This is a genomic window from Mucilaginibacter koreensis (assembly GCF_054783355.1).
This window is the reverse complement of sequence record NZ_BAAGQS010000001.1, coordinates 2,410,971-2,430,936: the sequence shown is the minus strand read 5'-3', so window position 1 is coordinate 2,430,936 and position 19,966 is coordinate 2,410,971. Positions and strand designations below refer to the sequence as shown.

Genomic DNA, 19,966 nt, shown 5'->3' with positions numbered 1-19,966 from the left:
CACTTTTTTCTCATTACCACGTTATCTATAATAATCTTAATTAAATAAATCTTCATGCCTCAATCCATAGCTCCGGTGCGTAACTTTGCGGTAATGCAAAAGGAGCAAATTTCGGTATTTGATATTTTTAAAATCGGCATCGGTCCGTCCAGTTCGCACACATTGGGTCCCTGGCGTGCGGCGCAACAATTTGTAGCACTTTTGCAGGAACGCCACGTTTTGAATGAAGTTAGTGGTGTACAAATACTGTTGTATGGCTCTTTAGCCAAAACCGGTAAGGGCCACGGTACCGATATTGCTATTTTACTGGGGCTAAGTGGTGATGATCCGGTTACCTTTGATGTTAACCGCATTGATGACAAGGTAAACCAAATTAAAACCAGCCATTTTATACAATTAGGCGGGCACAAAACTATTCCTTTTTCTTACGAGGATAACTTGCTGTTCTTGTTTAATGAAAGCCTGCCGTTCCACCCCAATGCGGTTACCTTTCAGGCATTATTGCAAAATGGCAGGGCCATATCAGAAACTTACTATTCGATAGGTGGCGGCTTTGTAGTAAAAGAAGATGGTGGCGGACACCAACGCCCAGAAGTGGATTTGCCCTTCCCGATTGAAACTGCAGCCGAGTTACTGCACTGGTGCCGCAAAACCGGCCTGAAAATATCAGAAGTGGTGATGGAAAATGAACAGGCCTGGCGCTCGGAGCAGGAGACCGAAACCGGGATGCTGGATATTTTCAGGGTAATTAAAGAATGTACTTACCGGGGTTGCCATACCACCGGTTACCTGCCCGGCGGCCTCAACGTGGCCCGCCGCGCTGCCAGCCTGAACCGCCGGCTGGTCAAAGGTATTGCTTATCATAACTTTGATGAGTGGATTGCAGCCATCCGCCAAACCGGCAATGGCTTTCAAAATATATTAGATTGGGTAAGCTGCTTTGCCCTGGCTGTAAATGAAGAGAATGCTTCTTTCGGCCGGGTGGTTACAGCGCCTACCAATGGTGCTGCAGGGGTAATTCCGGCAGTGCTGCTATACTTTATGGCATTTTGCGATGGGTATAGCAAAGAGCGCATTTTACAGTTTCTGGCTACTGCATCCGAAATTGGCAGTATCTTCAAAAAAGGCGCCACCATATCAGCCGCGATGGGTGGTTGCCAGGCCGAAATTGGAGTATCTTCTGCGATGGCAGCAGCGGCTTTAACCGAATGCTTGGGTGGCTCACAGCGGCAGGTATTAATGGCTGCCGAAATTGCAATGGAGCATCACCTTGGCCTCACTTGCGATCCGATTGGTGGCCTGGTACAGGTGCCCTGCATTGAGCGGAACACCATGGGCGCCATTAAGGCCATTACCGCCTCGCAACTTGCCCTGCAAAGCAACCCCGACCAGGCTAAAGTTAGCTTGGATGCCGTAGTACGTACCATGTGGCAAACGGCACTGGATATGAACTCCAAATACAAAGAAACTTCCGACGGCGGCTTGGCGGTAAATATCCCAATCAGCTTACCGGAGTGTTGATTTGTGTGATAAGGTACTGCAAACGCTTGTCACCCTGAGGCACTCGAAGGGTAGGTGCAGAAGCGTTGCTATGTAAGGGCCTGTGCGCCCATGCTTCGAGTGCCTCAGCATGACAACGTTGGTTCGCTTACAGGACCCAGGGGTATGGGTGCTTTGCTAACGCTCAAAATGACATCATTGTGAGCGTTAAAATAGCCCATCATTTTCAAAATTCTGTTCGTTCCTCCAATTCTACAAATTCCGGTTCAGACAATGCGTTAGGGATAGCAGCGTAAAGCCCGCAGCGAGGTACGAGCGAGGACTTGCAGTGGATAGCCCGGCCTGAAAGGCAACGCCCATCTGAATAATGAATGGAGGCGTGAATTGGTGACTAAATAATTCGATTGAAAATGCTTATTAATAACATTCGTTAATATTTACTCATACCTTCTAAACTTTCTCTTACTTACTTCAGTCCTTTATCATCTTTGCCAATATTTCGTAATTCCAATGGCCCGTTTTACCATCACCGCTTAAAAAACTGTAACTTCGTCCGCATGGAACAAAAGCTTTTTGTTTACAATAGTTTAACACGTACCAAAGAAGAATTTAAAGCCCTTAATGCCCCGCATGTGGGCATGTATGTTTGCGGGCCAACCGTTTACAGTGATGTGCATCTGGGCAATTGCCGTACCTATATTTCGTTCGATTTAATTTTCCGTTACCTTACCCACCTGGGGTACAAGGTACGCTATGTGCGCAACATTACGGATGCCGGTCACCTGGAAGGCGATGCCGACAGCGGCGAAGATAAGATTGCTAAAAAAGCAAAGCTCTCGCAACTGGAGCCGATGGAGATTGTGCAAAAATATACGCTGGGTTTCCGCGAGATGATGCAGGTTTTCAATACCTGGCCACCCAGTATTGAGCCAACGGCTACCGGCCACATCATTGAGCAGATTGAAATGGTGAAGAGCATTATGGATGCCGGTTATGCGTATGAGGTAGATGGCTCTGTATATTTTGATGTAGAAAAATACAACAGCCGCCAGGATTATGGTATCCTGAATGGCCGTCACCTGGAGGATTTGCTGAACAATACCCGTACCCTGGGCGGGCAGGAGGAGAAACGCGGCAAGCTTGATTTTGCCCTGTGGATTAAAGCCAAACCCGAACACCTGATGAAATGGCCATCGCCCTGGGGCGTTGGCTTTCCGGGCTGGCATTTGGAGTGCTCGGCCATGAGTCAGAAATATCTGGGCGACCAGTTTGATATTCATGGCGGCGGTTTGGATCTCATACCTACCCACCATACCAACGAGATTGCGCAAAGCGTGGCTTGCTGCGGCACTAACCCGGCTACTTATTGGATACACACCAATATGCTGACGGTAAACGGCCAGAAAATGTCGAAATCGTTAGGGAACAGCTTTTTGCCTGATGAATTGTTTACAGGTAATAACAACATTCTGAGCAAGGGCTACAGCCCCATGACGGTGCGTTTCTTTATGTTGCAGGCGCATTACCGCAGTACGCTCGATTTTAGCAGCGATGCTATGGAAGCTTCGGAGAAAGGCTTTAAGCGTTTAATGAATGCTTACAGTTTATTGAATGGCTTAAAAGCATCAGGAACTACTGAGGTAGAAGTTCAGCCCCTGATTGAGCGTTGCTACGCTGCGCTGAATGATGATTTCAACAGTCCTGTGCTGATTGCTGAGGTATTTGAGGCTACCCGTATCATCAACTCAGTGCATGATAATAAGCTGAAAATTGACGAAGCTAACCTTACTTTGCTGAAGCAGCTGATGCAAAACTTTGTAACCGACATTTTAGGTTTGAAGAATGAGCAGGTAGAAAGCAATGAACTGCCTGCCGTGCTTGATTTTATTACCAACCTGCGCAGCGATGCCAAACAGAACCGCGATTACGCCACTTCTGACAAAATTCGTGACGGCTTGCAAAAAATCGGTTTCCAGTTAAAAGACAGTAAAGAGGGGACTACCTGGAGTAAGATATAAAAGCAACTATATTGTTATTAAATGATAGCGAGGAATCTGCACTTATGGTTCTTCGCTATTTTATTTTTGTATGGTCTGACGTTGTCACCCTGAGCTCCGTCGAAGGGTGGGTGCAGAGGCGTTCATGGCTGAAGCTTGTGCGCCCATGCTTCGAGTGCCTCAGCATGACAACGTTGGCTCGTTTGCAGATGCCTATAGACAATGTACAGATGCTTCACTGACGCTCAGCATGATAGTTAAAATATTACTTTTTAATTTTTCCCATTTCTGCCTGTATAGCTCTCAATAGCTCATTGGGGTGTTGTGAGCCGATGATATACTCCAAACCATCACGGTCGGTGAGGTGAATGGCCTCGTTACCGGCGGTATAGAAGCGAATGGTGTCTTTTTTATGCAGGTTGTATACCGGGCTGTTAAACAGGTAGCGGCTATATATTCCTTTTTCGGCACTTACAATGGTGTTAAGGTCAATTCTTACCCGGCGGGATGTCCACAAGCCATCAATAATCAGGCAGCCATCCTCCACACAAGTACTGAAATGCAGTACGAAGCCGAGCACAATGGATACAATGATAATGGCAAAGCCTACCACAGCCATTACATCACCGTTGGGGTCATGCGAGTCGGTAAATACATATACGGCAAAACAAAATACAGCCAGCACCATACGAATGCTGATCGGGATCCACTCCCGGCCCAGGTACTGTTTTTCTACAAATATGGCTTTACTCATAAGGCTGTTATTCCAGTTCGAAGATAATAACTTTTTTGGTGTTGGGCGTGAGTTTGTACCGGTCGCTGATACGGTAACCGGCTACCCACAATATATCACCGTTACCATTAACTAAGATGGGTATACGGTGCTTTTGGTTTAAAGGTACTTTCTGATTAATAAAAAAATCGCTCAGTTTTTTGCGGCCTTTCATCCCCAGCGGGTAAAATTCATCACCCTGCTGCCAACTGCGTAAGCTGAGCGGATAACTAAGTAATTCAGCATCCAGTGCCGCTGTATTTTTACCGGCATCAGCTTTATGGCTATCTGTAGTATGAATACGTATTTGATAACGATCGAACTGGGCTATTTCGTCTCCGGATTCAATCATCACTGATGGCTGTCTGGCTTCCTGAACAACTGGAGTAAGTATAACCCAATCTCTATCAAGTGTAAGTTGGTGGGTGACCGAAGCAAATTGCCTGCCTGAGTGTTTGCGCAATGAGGATATTAAATCATCTGCAACAGTTTGGTTAAACCCATAGGGTTTCAGTAATTCACTTAGCAACAAACGTTGCGAAGGTAACTGCTGCAGTGCTTTAACAGATAGGGCAGGTTCGCCCTGATAAGTGCCAAATACCTGAAGACGGGCCTGTGCTACCTGTTGTTGCAAAAGCATTTCCAGTTCGCGAAAGTGATCCAGGTTACGCTGAAAGGTTTGCTCTAAATTGGGGTTAAGCTGCTTTAAGCGGGGTATTACCTCGAGGCGTAACAGGTTCCGGGCATATTTGGCAGAGGCGTTAGAGCTGTCTTCGCGATAGTTAATTTTCCCATTCCTCACGGCTATTGTAATTTCAGTTTGGGTAAGGTCCAGTAAAGGGCGTACGATATAATTGTTAAGGGGTAATATACCATGCAGTCCTGCTATGCCGGTACCCCGTACCAGGTTAAGCAATATTGTTTCAATTGTATCGTTCTGATGGTGCGCTGTTGCAATCACATCATAATGATGCTGTTGCCTGATTTGTTCAAACCATTGGTAGCGCAACTCGCGGGCAGCCATCTGAATGGAAACGTGATGAGTGTGGGCATAAGCTTCGGTGTCAAAACGGATAACGTAGATAGGGACATCCAATTGCCCGGCCAGCTGCCGGCAAAACTGCTCATCGGCCAGCGCCTCATCACCGCGTAGCTGAAAATTACAATGGGCAATGCCGAACTGGTAGTTGGCCGCTTTCAGCAAATGGGCCATCAGCACAGAATCCTTGCCGCCGCTTACTGCTGCCAGTACCCGGCTTTGAGGAATAAGCAGCTGATTTTCGGTAATAAACTGGACAAAGCGTTGCAGCATGGTAATCGAGCACAAATTGTAAACCGTTTCAAATATAACTTATCATATGAAATCAAAATCTATCCTTTTGCAAAGTAACTCATGCAAATTTTTAATTTGCAGTATGTTGGTGGTGGGTATAGCCATGTGCAGTACTGAATCTTATTCGGTTGGTGAATTAAAAGGTTTACATAGCGTAGCTGTATTGCCAGCTGATAGCAGCCTTACATTAAAAGGAGTAAAAATGAGTGGCAGCGATTCCAGCTATTATGATCAACAAAATCATCTGATTACGTTTTACGGACACGCCAAACTCAGTTATGGGAATATTGGTATTGAGGGCGACCAGATTACAGTTGATGAAATAAGCATGAAAGCTTATGTAAAAAGCAGCCCTGATGCCCAGGGGCACAAAACTGCCCATGCATTTTTACAAGAGGGTAACCAACCAGCCTTAGTAGCCAACTCATTGGTGTTCGATTTGAAAAATAAGAAGGTGCTTACCAGTCAGCGGTAAGTAAAACATTTGTTTAATGTTAAACTTTGCCTGCTTGGCTCAAGTCATCACATTGTGTATTTACATTATTCATTACACGCTTAATCAAAACCGAACCAAAAAGTTAATTTTGCACTTGGTGAATAAATATATCTGTTTCTGCGTATTACTGTTGCTAACTTTAGGAGCTGCTGCCCAGCGCAAGCCGGCTGCTAAAACCCCAAAGTCTATCGTGAACTTAATTCAGTCGCGTAAAAGTATGGGGACTAAAGATAACGGTGTACTTAAAGTTTATCAAGGTACTTTTCAACAAGAATCTTCTAAGCTCAGTTCAGACAGCGCTTATTTTTATTCAAAAAATAATTCGTTCGATGCTTTTGGTCACGTGGTTATCAACCAGGGCGATACATTGAATATTTATGCCGATAAACTAAATTATAACGGCAATACACATACTGCTATCTTAACCGACAATGTGCGCATGGTAGATAAAGATGCCACATTATCTACCAATTACCTTACTTATAACACTGCCACCCGCATTGGTACTTATACCGGCGGTGGTAAACTGGTAAACAAGCAAAACACGCTGGTAAGTAAAAATGGTTATTATTATGCGTTTACACGCGATGCCTTTTTTAGGTATGATGTGGTATTAACCACTGTAGATGCGGTAATTAAAACAGATACATTACGGTATAACTCCGGTTCGCGTATTGCTTATTTTTTGGGCCCCAGTCATATTTACGGCAATAAAAATAAGGATACCTTATACACCGAAAACGGAACTTACAATACAGTGATTGAACAGGCTTTTTTTGGTCGCAAAAACCGCTATGCACAGGGTACAAAAACCCTTAAAGGCGATAGTTTATTTTATGACCGGCTTAAGGGCTTTGGCCGTGCTATGGGGCATGTTACCTTTAATGACCGCGAGCAAAAAATCACCATTAAAGGCGATTTGGGTACCTACTTTAATGCCGACGAACGGGCAGTAGTTACCAAAAATGCTTATGTAATAATGGAAACCGAGCAAACCGATTCTACCAAAACGGATAGTACAAGTAAAACGGTTACGGCAAAAGATTCTACCAAAGTGGTTAAGCAAACCGATAAAAATAAACCGGCACTTGCATCAGCCCCGGCAAAAACTGCAAATCAACCGCCTGCTGCACCAGGCGATACTACACAAAGTAAACGGCCGGTTTTAACGCCGCCAGTCAAACGCACCAAAATTGATTCGGTTTACATTGGTGCCGACACACTTGAAACGCAGATATTAACTTTTAAAGCCCTAAAGCTGAAGCAGGAAAATATGCGGCCTAATAAGCTGCGCGACTCCTTGGCCAAAATGGCAAAGGCCCAGCGTGTGCCGCTTTACACCCAAAGTACCGCTAAGCATATTTACAGTCCGCCTATGGCTGGTGTTCCCCGCGATACCGGCGCTTTGCACCGCAATTTGTTTGGCCCGCCCCGCGTGTTGCCACCCGATACGGCCAAACAAAAACAAGCCAAAGCTGCGGCTAAAAAGCCTGTGGCTCCAAAAGCGAAAAAGGCCGACGTGCGCGATTCAGTTTACATGAATATGGGCTATAAGATAAATCTAAGCGATACTTCGCGCATACGGATCTTAACTGCTCATCACCATGCCCTGCTGTTTAAATCAGATTTGCAGGGCAAGGCCGACTCGATGTTTTACAGTGCCAGCGACTCCATTATCCGGCTATATGTAAAACCCATGTTGTGGACGCAAGGCTCGCAGTTATCAGGCGATACCATTCACCTGCAAATGAAAAACCGGAAGTTGAACAACATGGAATTGTTCCAAAATGCCTTTGCAGTAAATATTGAAGAAAACGATTCTACCCATTTCAATCAGGTAGCCGGTAAACGGATGCGCGGCTTTTTTGTGGACAACAAAATGAGCCAGATGTATGTGGATGGCAATGCCGAAACCATTTACTTTAACCGCGATAGTGGCCGTGTTACTGAAATGCAACGCTCATTAACGAGCCGCATTAAAGTGAATTTTAAGGATAATAAGGTAGCCAATATTAAATGGCTCATTAAGCCAGAGTTCAGGTATGGGCCGCTTAGTAAGTTTAAAGAAGATGAGCGCCTGCTCAAAAATTTCATCTGGAAACCCAAAGACCGCCCCACTTCTAAAGAATATGTAATCAAAGCTTACAGCCGCCGACAGGCCGAAGCACGTGCCGCTGCCAGCAGACCCAAAGCGCCGCCCACTGTAAAACCTGCAGCTAAAGCTGTAACTGGTGCAGGGGCAAAGCCTTCGGCAAGTAGCACCGCAGCCGCAAAACCTGTGATACCCAACAGCAGCAAGCCGGTTAGCCGGCCAGACAGCGCACACGCAAACGGTATCAAAGCTGCACCCGCAAAAGATAGTACAGCCACAAGGAATGGCACCATCAACCCGGCAGCTAAAGATACCACAAGGGCCAATCCGAAACAGTAGTTACTTTTCAAATCAACTTCGTGCTATCTAACACGTCATTGCGAGGAACGAAGCAATCTTTCTGTATCCTGCTTAATTAGGCGTAAAGAGATTGCTTCGTTCCTCGCAATGACGTACTTTAAGTAAATAAGGTGTGCAGTATTGAGAAGATAAATTACTTCCCGCTTTTAACTCCCCCTTCAGTGGGCTGAGGTACTAAAGACAAATCGCTGTACACCGGATAATGGTCTGACAGTTTTTTCTCTACCACCTGGTAGCTCTTTACCTTAAATTGCGGGCTCACCAAGATGTAATCAATTTGATAATTCGGGAAATCGCCATTGTAGGTGCGCCCTAAGCCACGTCCGCATTTTCTGAACGTGTTTTGTAAGCCCTCGCTTAACTGATGTACAGCATAGGAGGACGGCGTATCATTAAAATCCCCCGAAAATATATAAGGATAAGGGCACTGTTGGGCATGTTGTTTAATTAAAGCCACCTGCTGGCTGCGCTTAATAAAAGCCAGCTTCAGTTTGCTGCAAATACGCCTGAAGGAAGTAATGTTGGTTTTACCCTGATGGGTCACACTATCTAAATAGTCATAATCCGGAGGTTGAAACTTAATAGATTGCAGGTGCATGCTGTAAACTCTAAAGGCCTGATTGCCTTTTTTTAAGTCTACAAAGAGGCATTGGTTGCCGCTTTCCGGCTCAGATAAATGAATGATGCCTTGATTTGTGATTGGGAGCTTCGTAAATAAAGCAATACCCAGTGCATCATTAGGATTGTTGTTTACCTGTAAAAAGTAATACAGCTTGCTGTTAAGAATTTTTTGTATCGAATCGCTCATTGCATATTTGCCGCGCTTACGGGTATAAAACTCTTGTATACCGATGATATCAGGCTGCTGCTGGTTAATAATTTCTAGTATTTCGTGCCGGGTACTGCCATCATGCGTGGCACCATAACGTTGAAAGTTATGCACGTTGTAGGTCATCATCCGGATATTGGTACTATCCGGTCGGCGTTGTTTTTTGGACGAATGAAAACCGATGTGATTCGATAAACTGTTCCAGCCTATCAGAATAATGATGAATGAAAGTAAAGCATACCTGAAGTTGACCAATAGCCAGAAAGCTATAAACAATCCGTTCACCAGTAGCAATGGAGGATAAGCTAAACCAAAGAAGGCAATATAACTGTTGCTCTGAGGGTCTACATACGGCGAAAGATAACTTAACAGCAAGCCTAAAACAGCCAGCCCGTTAAGCCCAAGCATAAAGGTGGTAAATATGCCGCGCTTTTTACTTTTCATTCGTTATTGCTGGCACGTTGCAGGGTATCACGCTCCTGCTTGCTTAAGCTTTTGTAGCCGGTATGCGAAATTTTATCTAATATACGGTCAATCTCATCCTGGTCGGGATAAGCAGGTGCGGCAGTGCGGGTAGTATACCCCGAGTTGCTACGGTAAACCACTTTTACCTTGGCCGGAGGCGTAAATATTTTACTCACCGGTTTATTCCAGTCGTTGCCGCGCTGCAGTTGCTTAATGTAAATGAAGCCCAGCAAGGCGCCGCCCAGGTGTGCAATCTCGCCGCCTGCATTGGCTCCGGCTATGCCGATAAAGTCAATAATAACATAAGCAATGGCAAGCCATTTCAATTTTACCGGACCTAAAAACATCAGGTAAATAGTATAATCGGGCAGTAACGTAGCTGTGGCAATTACAATAGCCATTACACTGGCCGAAGCGCCTACAATTAAGGCTGTATCTCTCACGTCAGCAAACGCCGGAATCAGGTTATAGGCCGCTAAAAACAGCAATGCACCGGCCAGGCCCCCCATCAGGTATAAGCCAACGGTACGCTTGGTGCCTAAATATTCTTCAAATATCTGCCCCATCCAATACAGCCATAGCATATTGAACAGGATATGAAAAAAGCCCGCATGCATAAACATATAAGTTACGGGCGTCCAAAAACGGGTGAGCAGTTTGGGTAAGTAAGAGGTAAGGGCCAGGTAATCGCTTGCAAACGAAGCCACCTGCTGGCTGTTGCGGCCAAGCGTTAAAAATTCAAACACGCCGGCCACAGCGATGATGACATAGACCGCTACATTGATACCGATCAGCAAGCCGAGTTTACTGCCGGAATGCAGCATTTTTGTACGTATTTCCTGCCAAAGGGTACTCATAAAAATGCAGAGGTTTTTATTTGATAACTACCATTAATTGAAAAAATTGTTCGGTCGGCGCAGGCCCCAAATTTTAATTAATATAAAGCCGAACAAGGCACCGCCCAGGTGGGCGAAGTGTGCTACGTTATCGCCGCCGTATTGAGCCACCCCCGAGTACAATTCAATCAAAATATACCCAATTACCGCATACTTGGCTTTAATAGGCAGTGGGATAAACATAATAAATAATTCTACGTTGGGGAACAGCATACCAAAAGCCACCAGCAGGCCAAATATAGCGCCTGATGCACCTACTATAGCACCATAATATACTTCTTGCAATTGCTCGAAACCTGGCCGGTTTGTAAAAGGAGAAATATCATGATGGTAAATCAGGTATCCTCCGATGATAGGGTGAACCTGTATGGCTTGCACGGCCCATTGCAATAAAAGTGCGCCCACGCCGGTAATAAAGTATAGTTGCAAAAACCGCTTTGGCCCTAAGCTATACTCCAGTGCCGGGCCAAATACGAACAACGCAAACATGTTGAAAAAGATGTGCATGATGTTGGCATGCATGAACATGTAAGAGATGATTTGCCATACCCTGAAATTAGGCGAGTCAAAGTAATAAGCCGCCAGGTGTTGACTCAAATCAATTCCTGATTTTTCAAGCACATAGGTTGCAATAAAGAATATGACATTCAGTATCAGTATATTTTTTACAACCGGCGTTAAGTTGGCCAGCGGATTCCGTCGGTAGGCGCTCATAGGTAATATATTTTTGTCCTTTTCAGTTTCAGCGGACAAGGACTCGGTCTAACTATTTCTCAAATCGTTCCAGTAACTCGGCCAGGCTGAAGGTACTGATGACTGGTTTGCCATTAAGGGCCAAGTTCGGCATCTGGCAGGCAAAAAGTTGGTCAATCAGTAAATTCATTTCTTCGAGGCTGAGTGGCGTACCGGCTTTGGTGGCTGCATTGCGGGCCAGTGTACGGGCCAGGGTATCGCGCTTATCTAACTTCAGTATAGCCAGATTGTTTTTAAAGCCTTCAAGCAAGTTCTCCAGTAAAATATGCTCATTAGCCTTATTTAAATCGGCGGGGATGCCTTCTACCACTACGGTGTTACGGCCAAACTCGCGTACATCAAAACCCAGCGCACGAATGTCGGGCAGCAGTTCGCGCAACAGTTCAAAGTCGCTGCTGTTAAAACTTACCGTTTGCGGAAAGAGGCTTTGCTGGCTAACACCCGAATGATTTTGCAATTGCTGTAAAAAGCGCTCATACAAAATACGTTCGTGCGCCGCCTGCTGGTTAATGAGGATAAAGCCTGATTTAATTTGCGACAGGATGAAGCGGTTATGAATCTGGAACAACTGCCGCTCGCTGGGTTTGCTTACCGGCTGGTTGTTTACCTCAATGAGTTGCTGTACCTGCAATTCCTCCTGCCGGTGGGTGTCCTTTTTGCTGATTTCGTACAATGTTTCCCAGTTTTGCGGAATAGCCGGTTTACTCTCGGCTACATCGCGCATAAAAGGCGTTTCGCGCTTGGGCGATGGAGTGCCAAAAGGATTAAACTCAGGATTTATGGTAATGGTAGGCGGCACAATCTGATCGAGCGGTTTATGGGTAATCATGCGCTCAATGTTATTCTCCTGATCAAAATCAAGCGTGGGGGTGATGTTGTACCTACCCAGCGCTCGTTTTACCGCCGAGCGGATGATGGCATATAATGCCTTTTCATCCTGGTACTTAATTTCTGTTTTGGTGGGATGGACGTTAATATCAATCTTGGCCGGGTCAATCTCAATGAACAGCACATATAGCGGGAAACTGTCATCGGGCAGCAGTTCCTCATAGGCCGTCATCACCGCATGGTTCAAATAGGCATCGCGGATGAAGCGGTTGTTCACAAAAAAGAACTGTTCGCCGCGGGTTTTGCGGGCAAACTCCGGTTTGCCGATAAAGCCACGCAGTTTAATGATGGTGGTATCTTCCTCCACCGGTACTAAACGCTGGTTGTAGTTGTTGCCCAGCAGGTGTACAATGCGCTGTTTAAGGGCTACGGGTGGTAAATGGTATACCTCCTGCCCGTCATGATGCAGGGTAAAAAATATTTGCGGGTGGGCCAGCGCTACACGCTGAAATTCATCCAGCACATGGCGCATCTCTACCGGGTTACTTTTCAAGAAAGTGCGGCGGGCAGGTACATTGTAAAACAGGTTTTTAACGCAGATGGACGTACCGGCACTGGCTGCACAAGCCTCCTGACTAATCACCTCCGAGCCTTCAATTTCAATACAGGTACCCAGCTCATCCTCATGCCGGCGGGTTTTGAGCTCTACATGCGCAATAGCGGCAATAGAAGCCATGGCCTCTCCCCTGAAACCCATGGTACGGATGGCAAACAAGTCGTCAGCCTTACGTATTTTGGAAGTGGCATGGCGCTCAAAGCACATGCGGGCATCGGTAATGCTCATGCCGCAGCCATTGTCAATCACCTGGATCAGGCTTTTACCGGCATCCTTCAAAATCAGCTGTATTTTGTCGGCGCCGGCATCTATGGCATTCTCAACCAATTCTTTTACCGCTGAAGCCGGGCGCTGCACCACCTCACCGGCGGCAATCTGGTTGGCAACGGCATCAGGTAAAAGCTGTATAATATCAGACATGTAACAAATCCCTTCAATTTCGTTTCGGTGCTAAATTAAGGTTATTTCGATAGAAGGAGAAGCGGATAATCGGGGATTTCGGAGTGCGGATGTTGAATTGTGTTGGTTATTGCATTCAATGCCTGTTGCGCATGATTTCTTGAAGGGGGCAGGTGTAATATTTGCAACAGGCACAACACCCGTAACAGTGGCATAAACGTGTCAGTAAATTTTTTAGGTAGATGCAACCTACGTGCATAAAGCCTCGAAGTTGAAAACTTCGAAGAACGTGGAATACGATTTAAAATTAAACAGGTCATTATTGATGTGAAAATATTTGAATATCGATTTTTGGTTACTTAATTTATCAAATCCGGATCAAATATTTTACAAAGGTATATAGTTCATAAATCTTGCTCAAGCACCGCTGCATTATTTACCCGGCCCCCAAAAACGCAACTTCTTTATTTGCACCCATAACTTTATGTTTGTAACCTTGTATATAGCATTGCGTTTACATTTGTACCTATTGATATTTTAGCATGACCCTCAAAAAATTATGGCCTGCGCTGTTAGCCCTCGGGCTGGGCGCCTGCCACAAAAAAGAATATAACGCCGATTTACTGGTTAAAAATGCCACCGTTTACACGGTAGACAGCCTGTTTACCACTGCGCAGGCCTTTGTGGTAAGCGGCGGCAAAATAGTAGCCGTAGGCGATGAAGATAGCTTGGAAAAAAAATACACCGCCCGCGAGGTTATAGATGCCCAGGGCAAAGCCGTATACCCCGGCTTTATTGATGCCCATACCCATTTTTACCGTTATGGCTTAAGCTTGCAGGAAGCCAAGCTGGCGGGCACCAACAGTTGGGATGCGGTATTAGACAGTGTACAAAGCTATGCCAAACGCAATACCGAAGGCTGGATTATTGGCCGTGGTTGGGACCAAAACGACTGGAAAGCCAAGCAGTTTCCGAACAAGGCAGCGCTGGATTCTATCTTTCCCATCAGGCCTGTAGTGCTAACCCGTGTAGATGGCCACGCAGCCATTGCCAACCAGGCCGCATTAAATATTGCAGGCATCAAGGCGGGACAAAAAATTAATGGCGGCGAAATTGAAACCATAAACGGGAAACTTACCGGGATACTGGTTGATAATGCGGTCGGACTGGTTACCCATAAAATTCCTGAGCCTACCGACCAGATTACTGAAGCTGCCCTGTTGGATGCACAACGCAACTGCTTTGCTGTAGGCTTAACCACGGTAGATGATGCCGGGCTGGATTACCCTATGGTAAATACCATTGCCGCCCTGCAGCACAAAGGCAGCCTGAAAATGCGCATGTACCTGATGTTATCAGACAAGCAGGAAAACTTTGATTACCTGTTCAAACGTGGTGCCTACAAAACGCCCGGCTTAAATGTACGCTCGTTTAAGGTATATGCCGATGGCGCTTTGGGTTCGAGAGGGGCTTGCATGTTGCAGGATTACAGCGACCAGAAAGGGTGGAAAGGTTTTCTGTTAAGTGACCAAAAGCATTTTGCCGAAGTGGCGCAAAAGATTGCCGATAAAGGCTTCCAGATGGCTACGCACTGTATTGGCGATTCGGCTAACCGGGCGATACTGAAAATATATGCCAGTGTATTGAAAGGGAAAAACGACCGCCGCTGGCGCATTGAGCACGCACAGGTAATTAACCCGCAAGATGTGCACCTGTTTGGTGATAACAATGTAGTGCCTTCGGTGCAGCCTACCCACGCTACATCCGATATGTACTGGGCCGGGCAGCGTTTGGGTGCCGAGCGTTTGAAATCGGCTTATATTTATAAGCAGCTGCTAAAACAAAACGGCTGGATCCCGCTAGGTACTGATATGCCGGTTGAAAATATTAATCCTTTGTATACGTTTTATGCAGCAGTAGAGCGTAAAGATTTAAAAGGCCAGCCGGTAAACGGCTTTCAGCCTGAGAATGCGCTAAGCCGTACAGAGGCTTTACGCGGCATGACGATTTGGGCGGCCCGTTCTAATTTTGAGGAGAATGAAAAAGGCAGCATCCAGGTAGGCAAGTATGCTGACTTTGTGATTTTGGATAAAGATATTATGAAGGTAAAAGGCAATGAGCTACCCAAAGTGAAAGTGCTTAAAACCTATGTAAACGGTGAGAAAGTATATGAGCAAAAATAAGTGGTTAAAGTTGCTGGGTGTATTCGGCGGCTGTACAATGTTAATTAGTGCTGCCTGTGCACAGGTGCCACCGCAAATGAGCCTGACACCCAATGCTTATTTAGCCGAGGAGCGCCTGGCGCAACAAAGTACCGTGCTGCTGAACAATGAAAAGCAGCTCATTCCCATTAACCACCTCGAAACGGCTAAGATTGCCAGCGTGCATTATACTTACAGTAACGCGGCGGTGTTTGATAGCCTGCTGAACAAGTATACCAAAGTGCAGCCCTTTGATGCCACCAAATATGGCTCGGCAGGCACCATGCAGCTGGCGAACGATTTGAAGCTGTATAACACCGTTATTCTGCAGGTAGCCGATGGCGATCTGACCAATCCGCAGGTAATGCAATTTATCAATTCGGTGGATCATCTGAAGAATTTGATTATTACAGTATTCGGGAGCGGCAGAATTTTGGCGCAGTTGGGCGAGGTAAGCAACCCCATTGTGTGGTGCCAGCGCCAAACCGAAGTAGCTACTGCCAATGCAGCGCAATCTATTTTTGGCGGTATTGCTTTCATTCAAAAGCTGCCGCAAAGTTTTTCGGCCAAATATGCCGCAGGTACGGGCTTTACCACCGGTAAAACCCGTTTGCAATACAGCATTCCTGAAGAGGTGGGCATCAACTCAGCCAATCTGCGCCCCATTGACCAGATTGCGCAGGAAGCTATTGACCGGCAGGCCGCACCGGGCTGCGTAGTGTTGGTGGCTAAGGATGGTAAGGTGATTTTTAACAAAGCTTACGGCTACCATAAGTACGACCATACCCAGCCTGAGAAAATAACCGACATTTTCGACTTGGCATCAGTAACCAAAATTACCACCACCACTATGGAGGTAATGCGTTTGGTGGAGCAGGGCAAACTCAACCTGGATTCTACCCTGAGTACTTATGTGCCTGTAGCTGCAAACACCAATAAGCGTAATATCAAGATACGTGAGTTGATGCTGCACGAGGCCGGTTTGGTGCCCTATATCCCATTTTATGAAAAGCTGCGGGCCAGCGACCACAGCACTGATTCATCAGCCGCTTACCCTACTAAGGTAGCCGAAGGGTACTACCTGCGTAAGGATTATTTTAGGGATGTGATGCTGCCGCAAATGCTGAACAGCGGTCTGCGTACCCCCGGGCAGTATGTATACAGCGATTTAAGCATGTATTTTACCAAAGAGGTAGTAGAAAGCATTACAGCCCAGCCGTTGAATGTTTATGTGCAGGAACAGTTTTTTAATCCGCTGGGCGCACAAACCGAAGGCTTTTTGCCCCGTAACCGCTTTGCGGCCGATCGTATTATTCCTACAGAAAATGATACCTATTTCCGCCATTCATTGCTCGTGGGTTATGTGCACGACCAGGGTGCGGCCATGGTAGGGGGCGTATCAGGCCATGCCGGTAACTTTGCCAGTGCCAATGATCTGGCCATACAGTTTCAAATGTTACTGAACAAGGGCACTTACGGCGGTGTACAATATTTTAAGCCCGAAACTGTAACGGAGTTTACTTCGCGTCAGTCGAACAGAAGCCGTCGTGGTTTAGGTTTTGATGGCTGGGGTCCTTTAGAAGCAAGTCATTACCCATCCACACTTGCTTCGCCGGGCACTTACGGCCACACTGGCTACACCGGCACCTGCGTTTGGGTAGATCCGAAATATAACCTGGTGTATATCTTCTTGTCTAACCGTGTTTATCCACAGGTAACCGATAAGCTTTCTAACCTCCGCATCCGTCCACGCATCCAGGATGCCATTTATGAAGCTATACAGAAGGGAATGTAACGTATTTATATATTTTATAAATTAAAAAGGGCCGGAGATTTCTCCGGCCTTTTTTGCTTAGTCTAATCGTTTAATCATCACGTTCCTGAACCACACATCAGCGCCGTGATCCTGTAATGCCACATGGCCTTTTTTGTAGGTGCCGAAGCCGGGCCACTCCTTAAATTTGCTGCCTGCAACCAGTTGCTTCCAATGCTCATCCCACAATGTGGTGCTGATTACTTTTTGCTGGTTCACCAGTATCTCCAGTTTGCCGTGGTTGGCAATCACTTCGGTTTGGTTCCACTCACCGGCTGGTTTGGTTACATCTTTTGAGCAGGAGATGATATCGTAAAGATCGCCGGCATGGCGTTTGGGTAACCGGCCATCTTCATTACCCACATTGTCGGCAATCTGCGTTTCGGGGCCACTTTGCCATGGATATTTAAACTGGGTCGTATCCTCGTGCACATAAAACATAATACCGCTATTGCCTTTGGGCGATATCTTCCAATCTACTTTGAAATCAAAATTTTCATATTCATCGTTACTGATAAGGTCGCCGCCATCTTTGGTTTGCCAGTCGGCCTTTTGGCTGGCATCCAGGTGCAATATGCCGTCTTTTATCTGCCAGGCCTTGCCAGGAGCCGATTTGCCATAGGCATGCCAGCCAGTAGTTGAATTGTTAGGGAAAAGCGTGGTCCAATCATCAGTGCTTTGGTTACCGGTGGTAGTGGAGTCGGCTTTGCTTTGGGTTTGTTTTGTTGGCGATTGGCAGCTGCTGAGCAACGCTGCTGCGGCCAATGCTAATGCAATAACTTTCATGTTTAAATATAGATTTTGATGATAATATGTTAAAGTATGCCTTTTTTAACGGCATCAGCCGCATAATTGGCTGCCCGTGCCGTAAGTGCCATGTATAAAATAGATGGGCTTTGGTTACCGGTACTGGTCATGCATGCCCCATCGGTTACAAATACATTTTTGCATAGATGCAGCTGGTTCCATTCGTTCAATAGCGATGTTTTAGGGTCTTTGCCCATGCGTACGCCACCCATCTCGTGAATGTCCAGACCCGGAGCTTGCTTGTTATTATTCCCCTTAATGTTTTTGCAGCCCAGTTTTTCCAGCATTTCGGTGCCCTGTTTTAAAAAGTCGGTTATCATGCGCTCGTCGTTATCATCATACGCTACCGAAGTAACTAATAACGGAATACCCCATTGGTCTTTTTCGGTCTTGCTCAGGCGTACATGGTTGCTTTCTTTGGGCACAGTTTCGCCTTGCAGATACATAAACACATGCCAGCCACCAGGTTCGCTGATGGTATCTTTATAATTAGCGCCAATCTCAGGGCCGTCTAACTGGTGCCCCATAGGCGACTCGCGGTAGGCGTTCACAAAAGTGGTAAAACCGCCAAAGTAATCGGTTTCCTGTTTATGCAGGTTGCGGTAGTTTACCAATATCAAATCTGTAGGGTTTCGGCCGTAATAGTATTTGTCCTCATAACCTGCCAGCGTGCCGCCAATGGATGCGCGGTAGTTATGGAAAGCAATGTATTTACCCAGCAGCCCGTTATCATTTCCCAAACCGTTAGGAAAACGGTTGGAGGTAGAATTAAGCAGTACCAAATTGGTATTCAAGGCCGAAGCATTCATGAAGATAATCTTGGCATAATACTCTACAGGTTCTTTGGTCTGTGCATCAATCACCCGTACGCCTTTAGCTTTGCCCAATTGCTCATCGTAAATGATGGAATGTACTACCGAGTGCGGCCGGATAGTTAAGTTGCCTGTTTTCTGTGCCCAGGGCAGCGTAGAACTTACCGAGCTAAAATAGCCTCCGAACGGGCAGCCCCGCATACACATATTACGTGCCTGGCATTTGCCCCGGCCTTGCTGCAAATGAATTTCTTTTGGCTCGGTGAGGTGCGCCCAGCGGGCATGTACCAGGTGGCGGTCGGTGTAATTATCCTTTAGATTTTCCTTAAAAGCTTTCAAGGGGGCGTTCATCTCAAAAGGGGGTAGAAACTCGCCGTCGGGCATGGCTTCCAGCCCATCCTTACTGCCGCAGATACCAATAAATTTTTCTACATGCGAGTACCAGGGCGCTACATCATTATAACCAATGGGCCACTCAATGCCATAGCCAAAGCGTTTAGGGGCGGTAAATTCAAAATTGCTCCAGCGCTGAGTAGCCCGCCCCCAGGTAAGTGATTTGCCGCCTACCTGGTAGCCACGTATCCAGTCGAAAGGTTTTTCCTGCACATAGGGATGGTCGGCATCTTTCACAAAAAAGTGGTCGCAATCGTCGCCATAACCGGCGGCTTTGGTAATTAAAGGGTTCTCCCTGTAAAAGGCAGCGCTCATGCGGCCGCGATAGGGGAACTCCCAGGGCGGTGTGGTAGCGGTAGGGTAATCTTTGATGTGCTCTACCGGCCGGCCACGCTCCAGTACCAAGGTTTTCAACCCTTGTTCACAAAGCTCTTTGGCTGCCCAGCCGCCGCTGATGCCCGAGCCTACCACAATGGCATCAAAAGTGCGGGCCTGCGCATCACCTGCCCCAGCCCCCGAGAAATTTACTGACATATTGAAGGTGCAATAATTGGTAATTCAATATGCAAAATTTAATTGGAAGAAACACCAATGAGATTTTAAA

Annotated in this window: 14 protein-coding genes; 6 read left to right on the top strand and 8 right to left on the bottom strand. The window is 46.3% G+C overall.

From position 1 onward, the window contains the following. The first annotated feature begins 93 nt into the window (after positions 1-93). Positions 94-1,521: an L-serine ammonia-lyase gene (locus ACYVNW_RS11025; protein ID WP_460681010.1), complete on the top strand. Its 1,428-nt coding sequence runs from the start codon at positions 94-96 to the stop codon at positions 1,519-1,521. A 536-nt stretch (positions 1,522-2,057) separates the two neighbouring features. Then, positions 2,058-3,518, top strand: coding sequence for a cysteine--tRNA ligase (gene cysS, locus ACYVNW_RS11020; protein WP_460679920.1), 1,461 nt, complete (start codon positions 2,058-2,060; stop codon positions 3,516-3,518). Between the two features lie 244 nt (positions 3,519-3,762). Here cysS and ACYVNW_RS11015 read toward each other — a convergent pair whose 3' ends face one another. Both ACYVNW_RS11015 and tilS read right to left on the bottom strand, forming a co-directional pair. Next, complete coding sequence (locus tag ACYVNW_RS11015) at positions 3,763-4,251, bottom strand: hypothetical protein (protein WP_460679919.1); 489 nt, start codon at positions 4,249-4,251, stop codon at positions 3,763-3,765. Between the two features lie 7 nt (positions 4,252-4,258). Continuing rightward, complete coding sequence (gene tilS, locus ACYVNW_RS11010) at positions 4,259-5,581, bottom strand: tRNA lysidine(34) synthetase TilS (RefSeq protein WP_460679918.1); 1,323 nt, start codon at positions 5,579-5,581, stop codon at positions 4,259-4,261. Positions 5,582-5,627: 46 nt separating this feature from the next. Here tilS and ACYVNW_RS11005 point away from each other — a divergent pair, with 46 nt between their 5' ends. Together ACYVNW_RS11005 and ACYVNW_RS11000 are read left to right on the top strand one after the other, a co-directional pair. Beyond that, on the top strand, positions 5,628-6,077 hold the full coding sequence (locus ACYVNW_RS11005) for a hypothetical protein (protein ID WP_460679917.1): 450 nt from the start codon (positions 5,628-5,630) through the stop codon (positions 6,075-6,077). A gap of 151 nt (positions 6,078-6,228) precedes the next feature. Then, entirely contained in the window at positions 6,229-8,529 is a 2,301-nt protein-coding gene (locus ACYVNW_RS11000; RefSeq protein ID WP_460679916.1) for an OstA-like protein, read from the top strand. A gap of 154 nt (positions 8,530-8,683) precedes the next feature. Here ACYVNW_RS11000 and ACYVNW_RS10995 read toward each other — a convergent pair whose 3' ends face one another. Genes ACYVNW_RS10995 through mutL form a run of 4 tightly spaced genes read right to left on the bottom strand, consistent with a single transcriptional unit; the run spans position 8,684 to position 13,357 of the window. After that, on the bottom strand, positions 8,684-9,823 hold the full coding sequence (locus tag ACYVNW_RS10995) for an endonuclease/exonuclease/phosphatase family protein (protein ID WP_460679915.1): 1,140 nt from the start codon (positions 9,821-9,823) through the stop codon (positions 8,684-8,686). Then, on the bottom strand, positions 9,820-10,701 hold the full coding sequence (locus ACYVNW_RS10990; RefSeq protein WP_460679914.1) for a rhomboid family intramembrane serine protease: 882 nt from the start codon (positions 10,699-10,701) through the stop codon (positions 9,820-9,822). The genes ACYVNW_RS10995 and ACYVNW_RS10990 overlap by 4 nt, the downstream gene beginning before the upstream one ends. A 33-nt stretch (positions 10,702-10,734) precedes the next feature. Further along, positions 10,735-11,454, bottom strand: a complete 720-nt coding sequence (locus ACYVNW_RS10985; protein ID WP_460679913.1) for a rhomboid family intramembrane serine protease — start codon at positions 11,452-11,454, stop codon at positions 10,735-10,737. A 52-nt stretch (positions 11,455-11,506) separates the two neighbouring features. Further along, positions 11,507-13,357, bottom strand: a complete 1,851-nt coding sequence (gene mutL / locus ACYVNW_RS10980; RefSeq protein WP_460679912.1) for a DNA mismatch repair endonuclease MutL — start codon at positions 13,355-13,357, stop codon at positions 11,507-11,509. A gap of 521 nt (positions 13,358-13,878) precedes the next feature. On the opposite strand from mutL, the gene ACYVNW_RS10975 reads away from it, so the two are divergent. Then, a complete protein-coding gene (locus ACYVNW_RS10975; RefSeq protein WP_460679911.1) occupies positions 13,879-15,519 on the top strand; it encodes an amidohydrolase in 1,641 nt (546 codons plus the stop codon). Continuing rightward, positions 15,506-17,332: a serine hydrolase domain-containing protein gene (locus ACYVNW_RS10970; protein ID WP_460679910.1), complete on the top strand. Its 1,827-nt coding sequence runs from the start codon at positions 15,506-15,508 to the stop codon at positions 17,330-17,332. Before ACYVNW_RS10975 ends, ACYVNW_RS10970 begins: the two co-directional genes overlap by 14 nt. Positions 17,333-17,389: 57 nt before the next feature. Here ACYVNW_RS10970 and ACYVNW_RS10965 read toward each other — a convergent pair whose 3' ends face one another. After that, positions 17,390-18,136, bottom strand: a complete 747-nt coding sequence (locus tag ACYVNW_RS10965; RefSeq protein WP_460679909.1) for a 3-keto-disaccharide hydrolase — start codon at positions 18,134-18,136, stop codon at positions 17,390-17,392. A 29-nt stretch (positions 18,137-18,165) separates the two neighbouring features. Beyond that, the gene (locus ACYVNW_RS10960; RefSeq protein ID WP_460679908.1) at positions 18,166-19,896 is read right to left on the bottom strand and encodes a GMC oxidoreductase; all 1,731 of its coding nucleotides are present in this window, start codon (positions 19,894-19,896) and stop codon (positions 18,166-18,168) included. Positions 19,897-19,966: the final 70 nt, after the last annotated feature.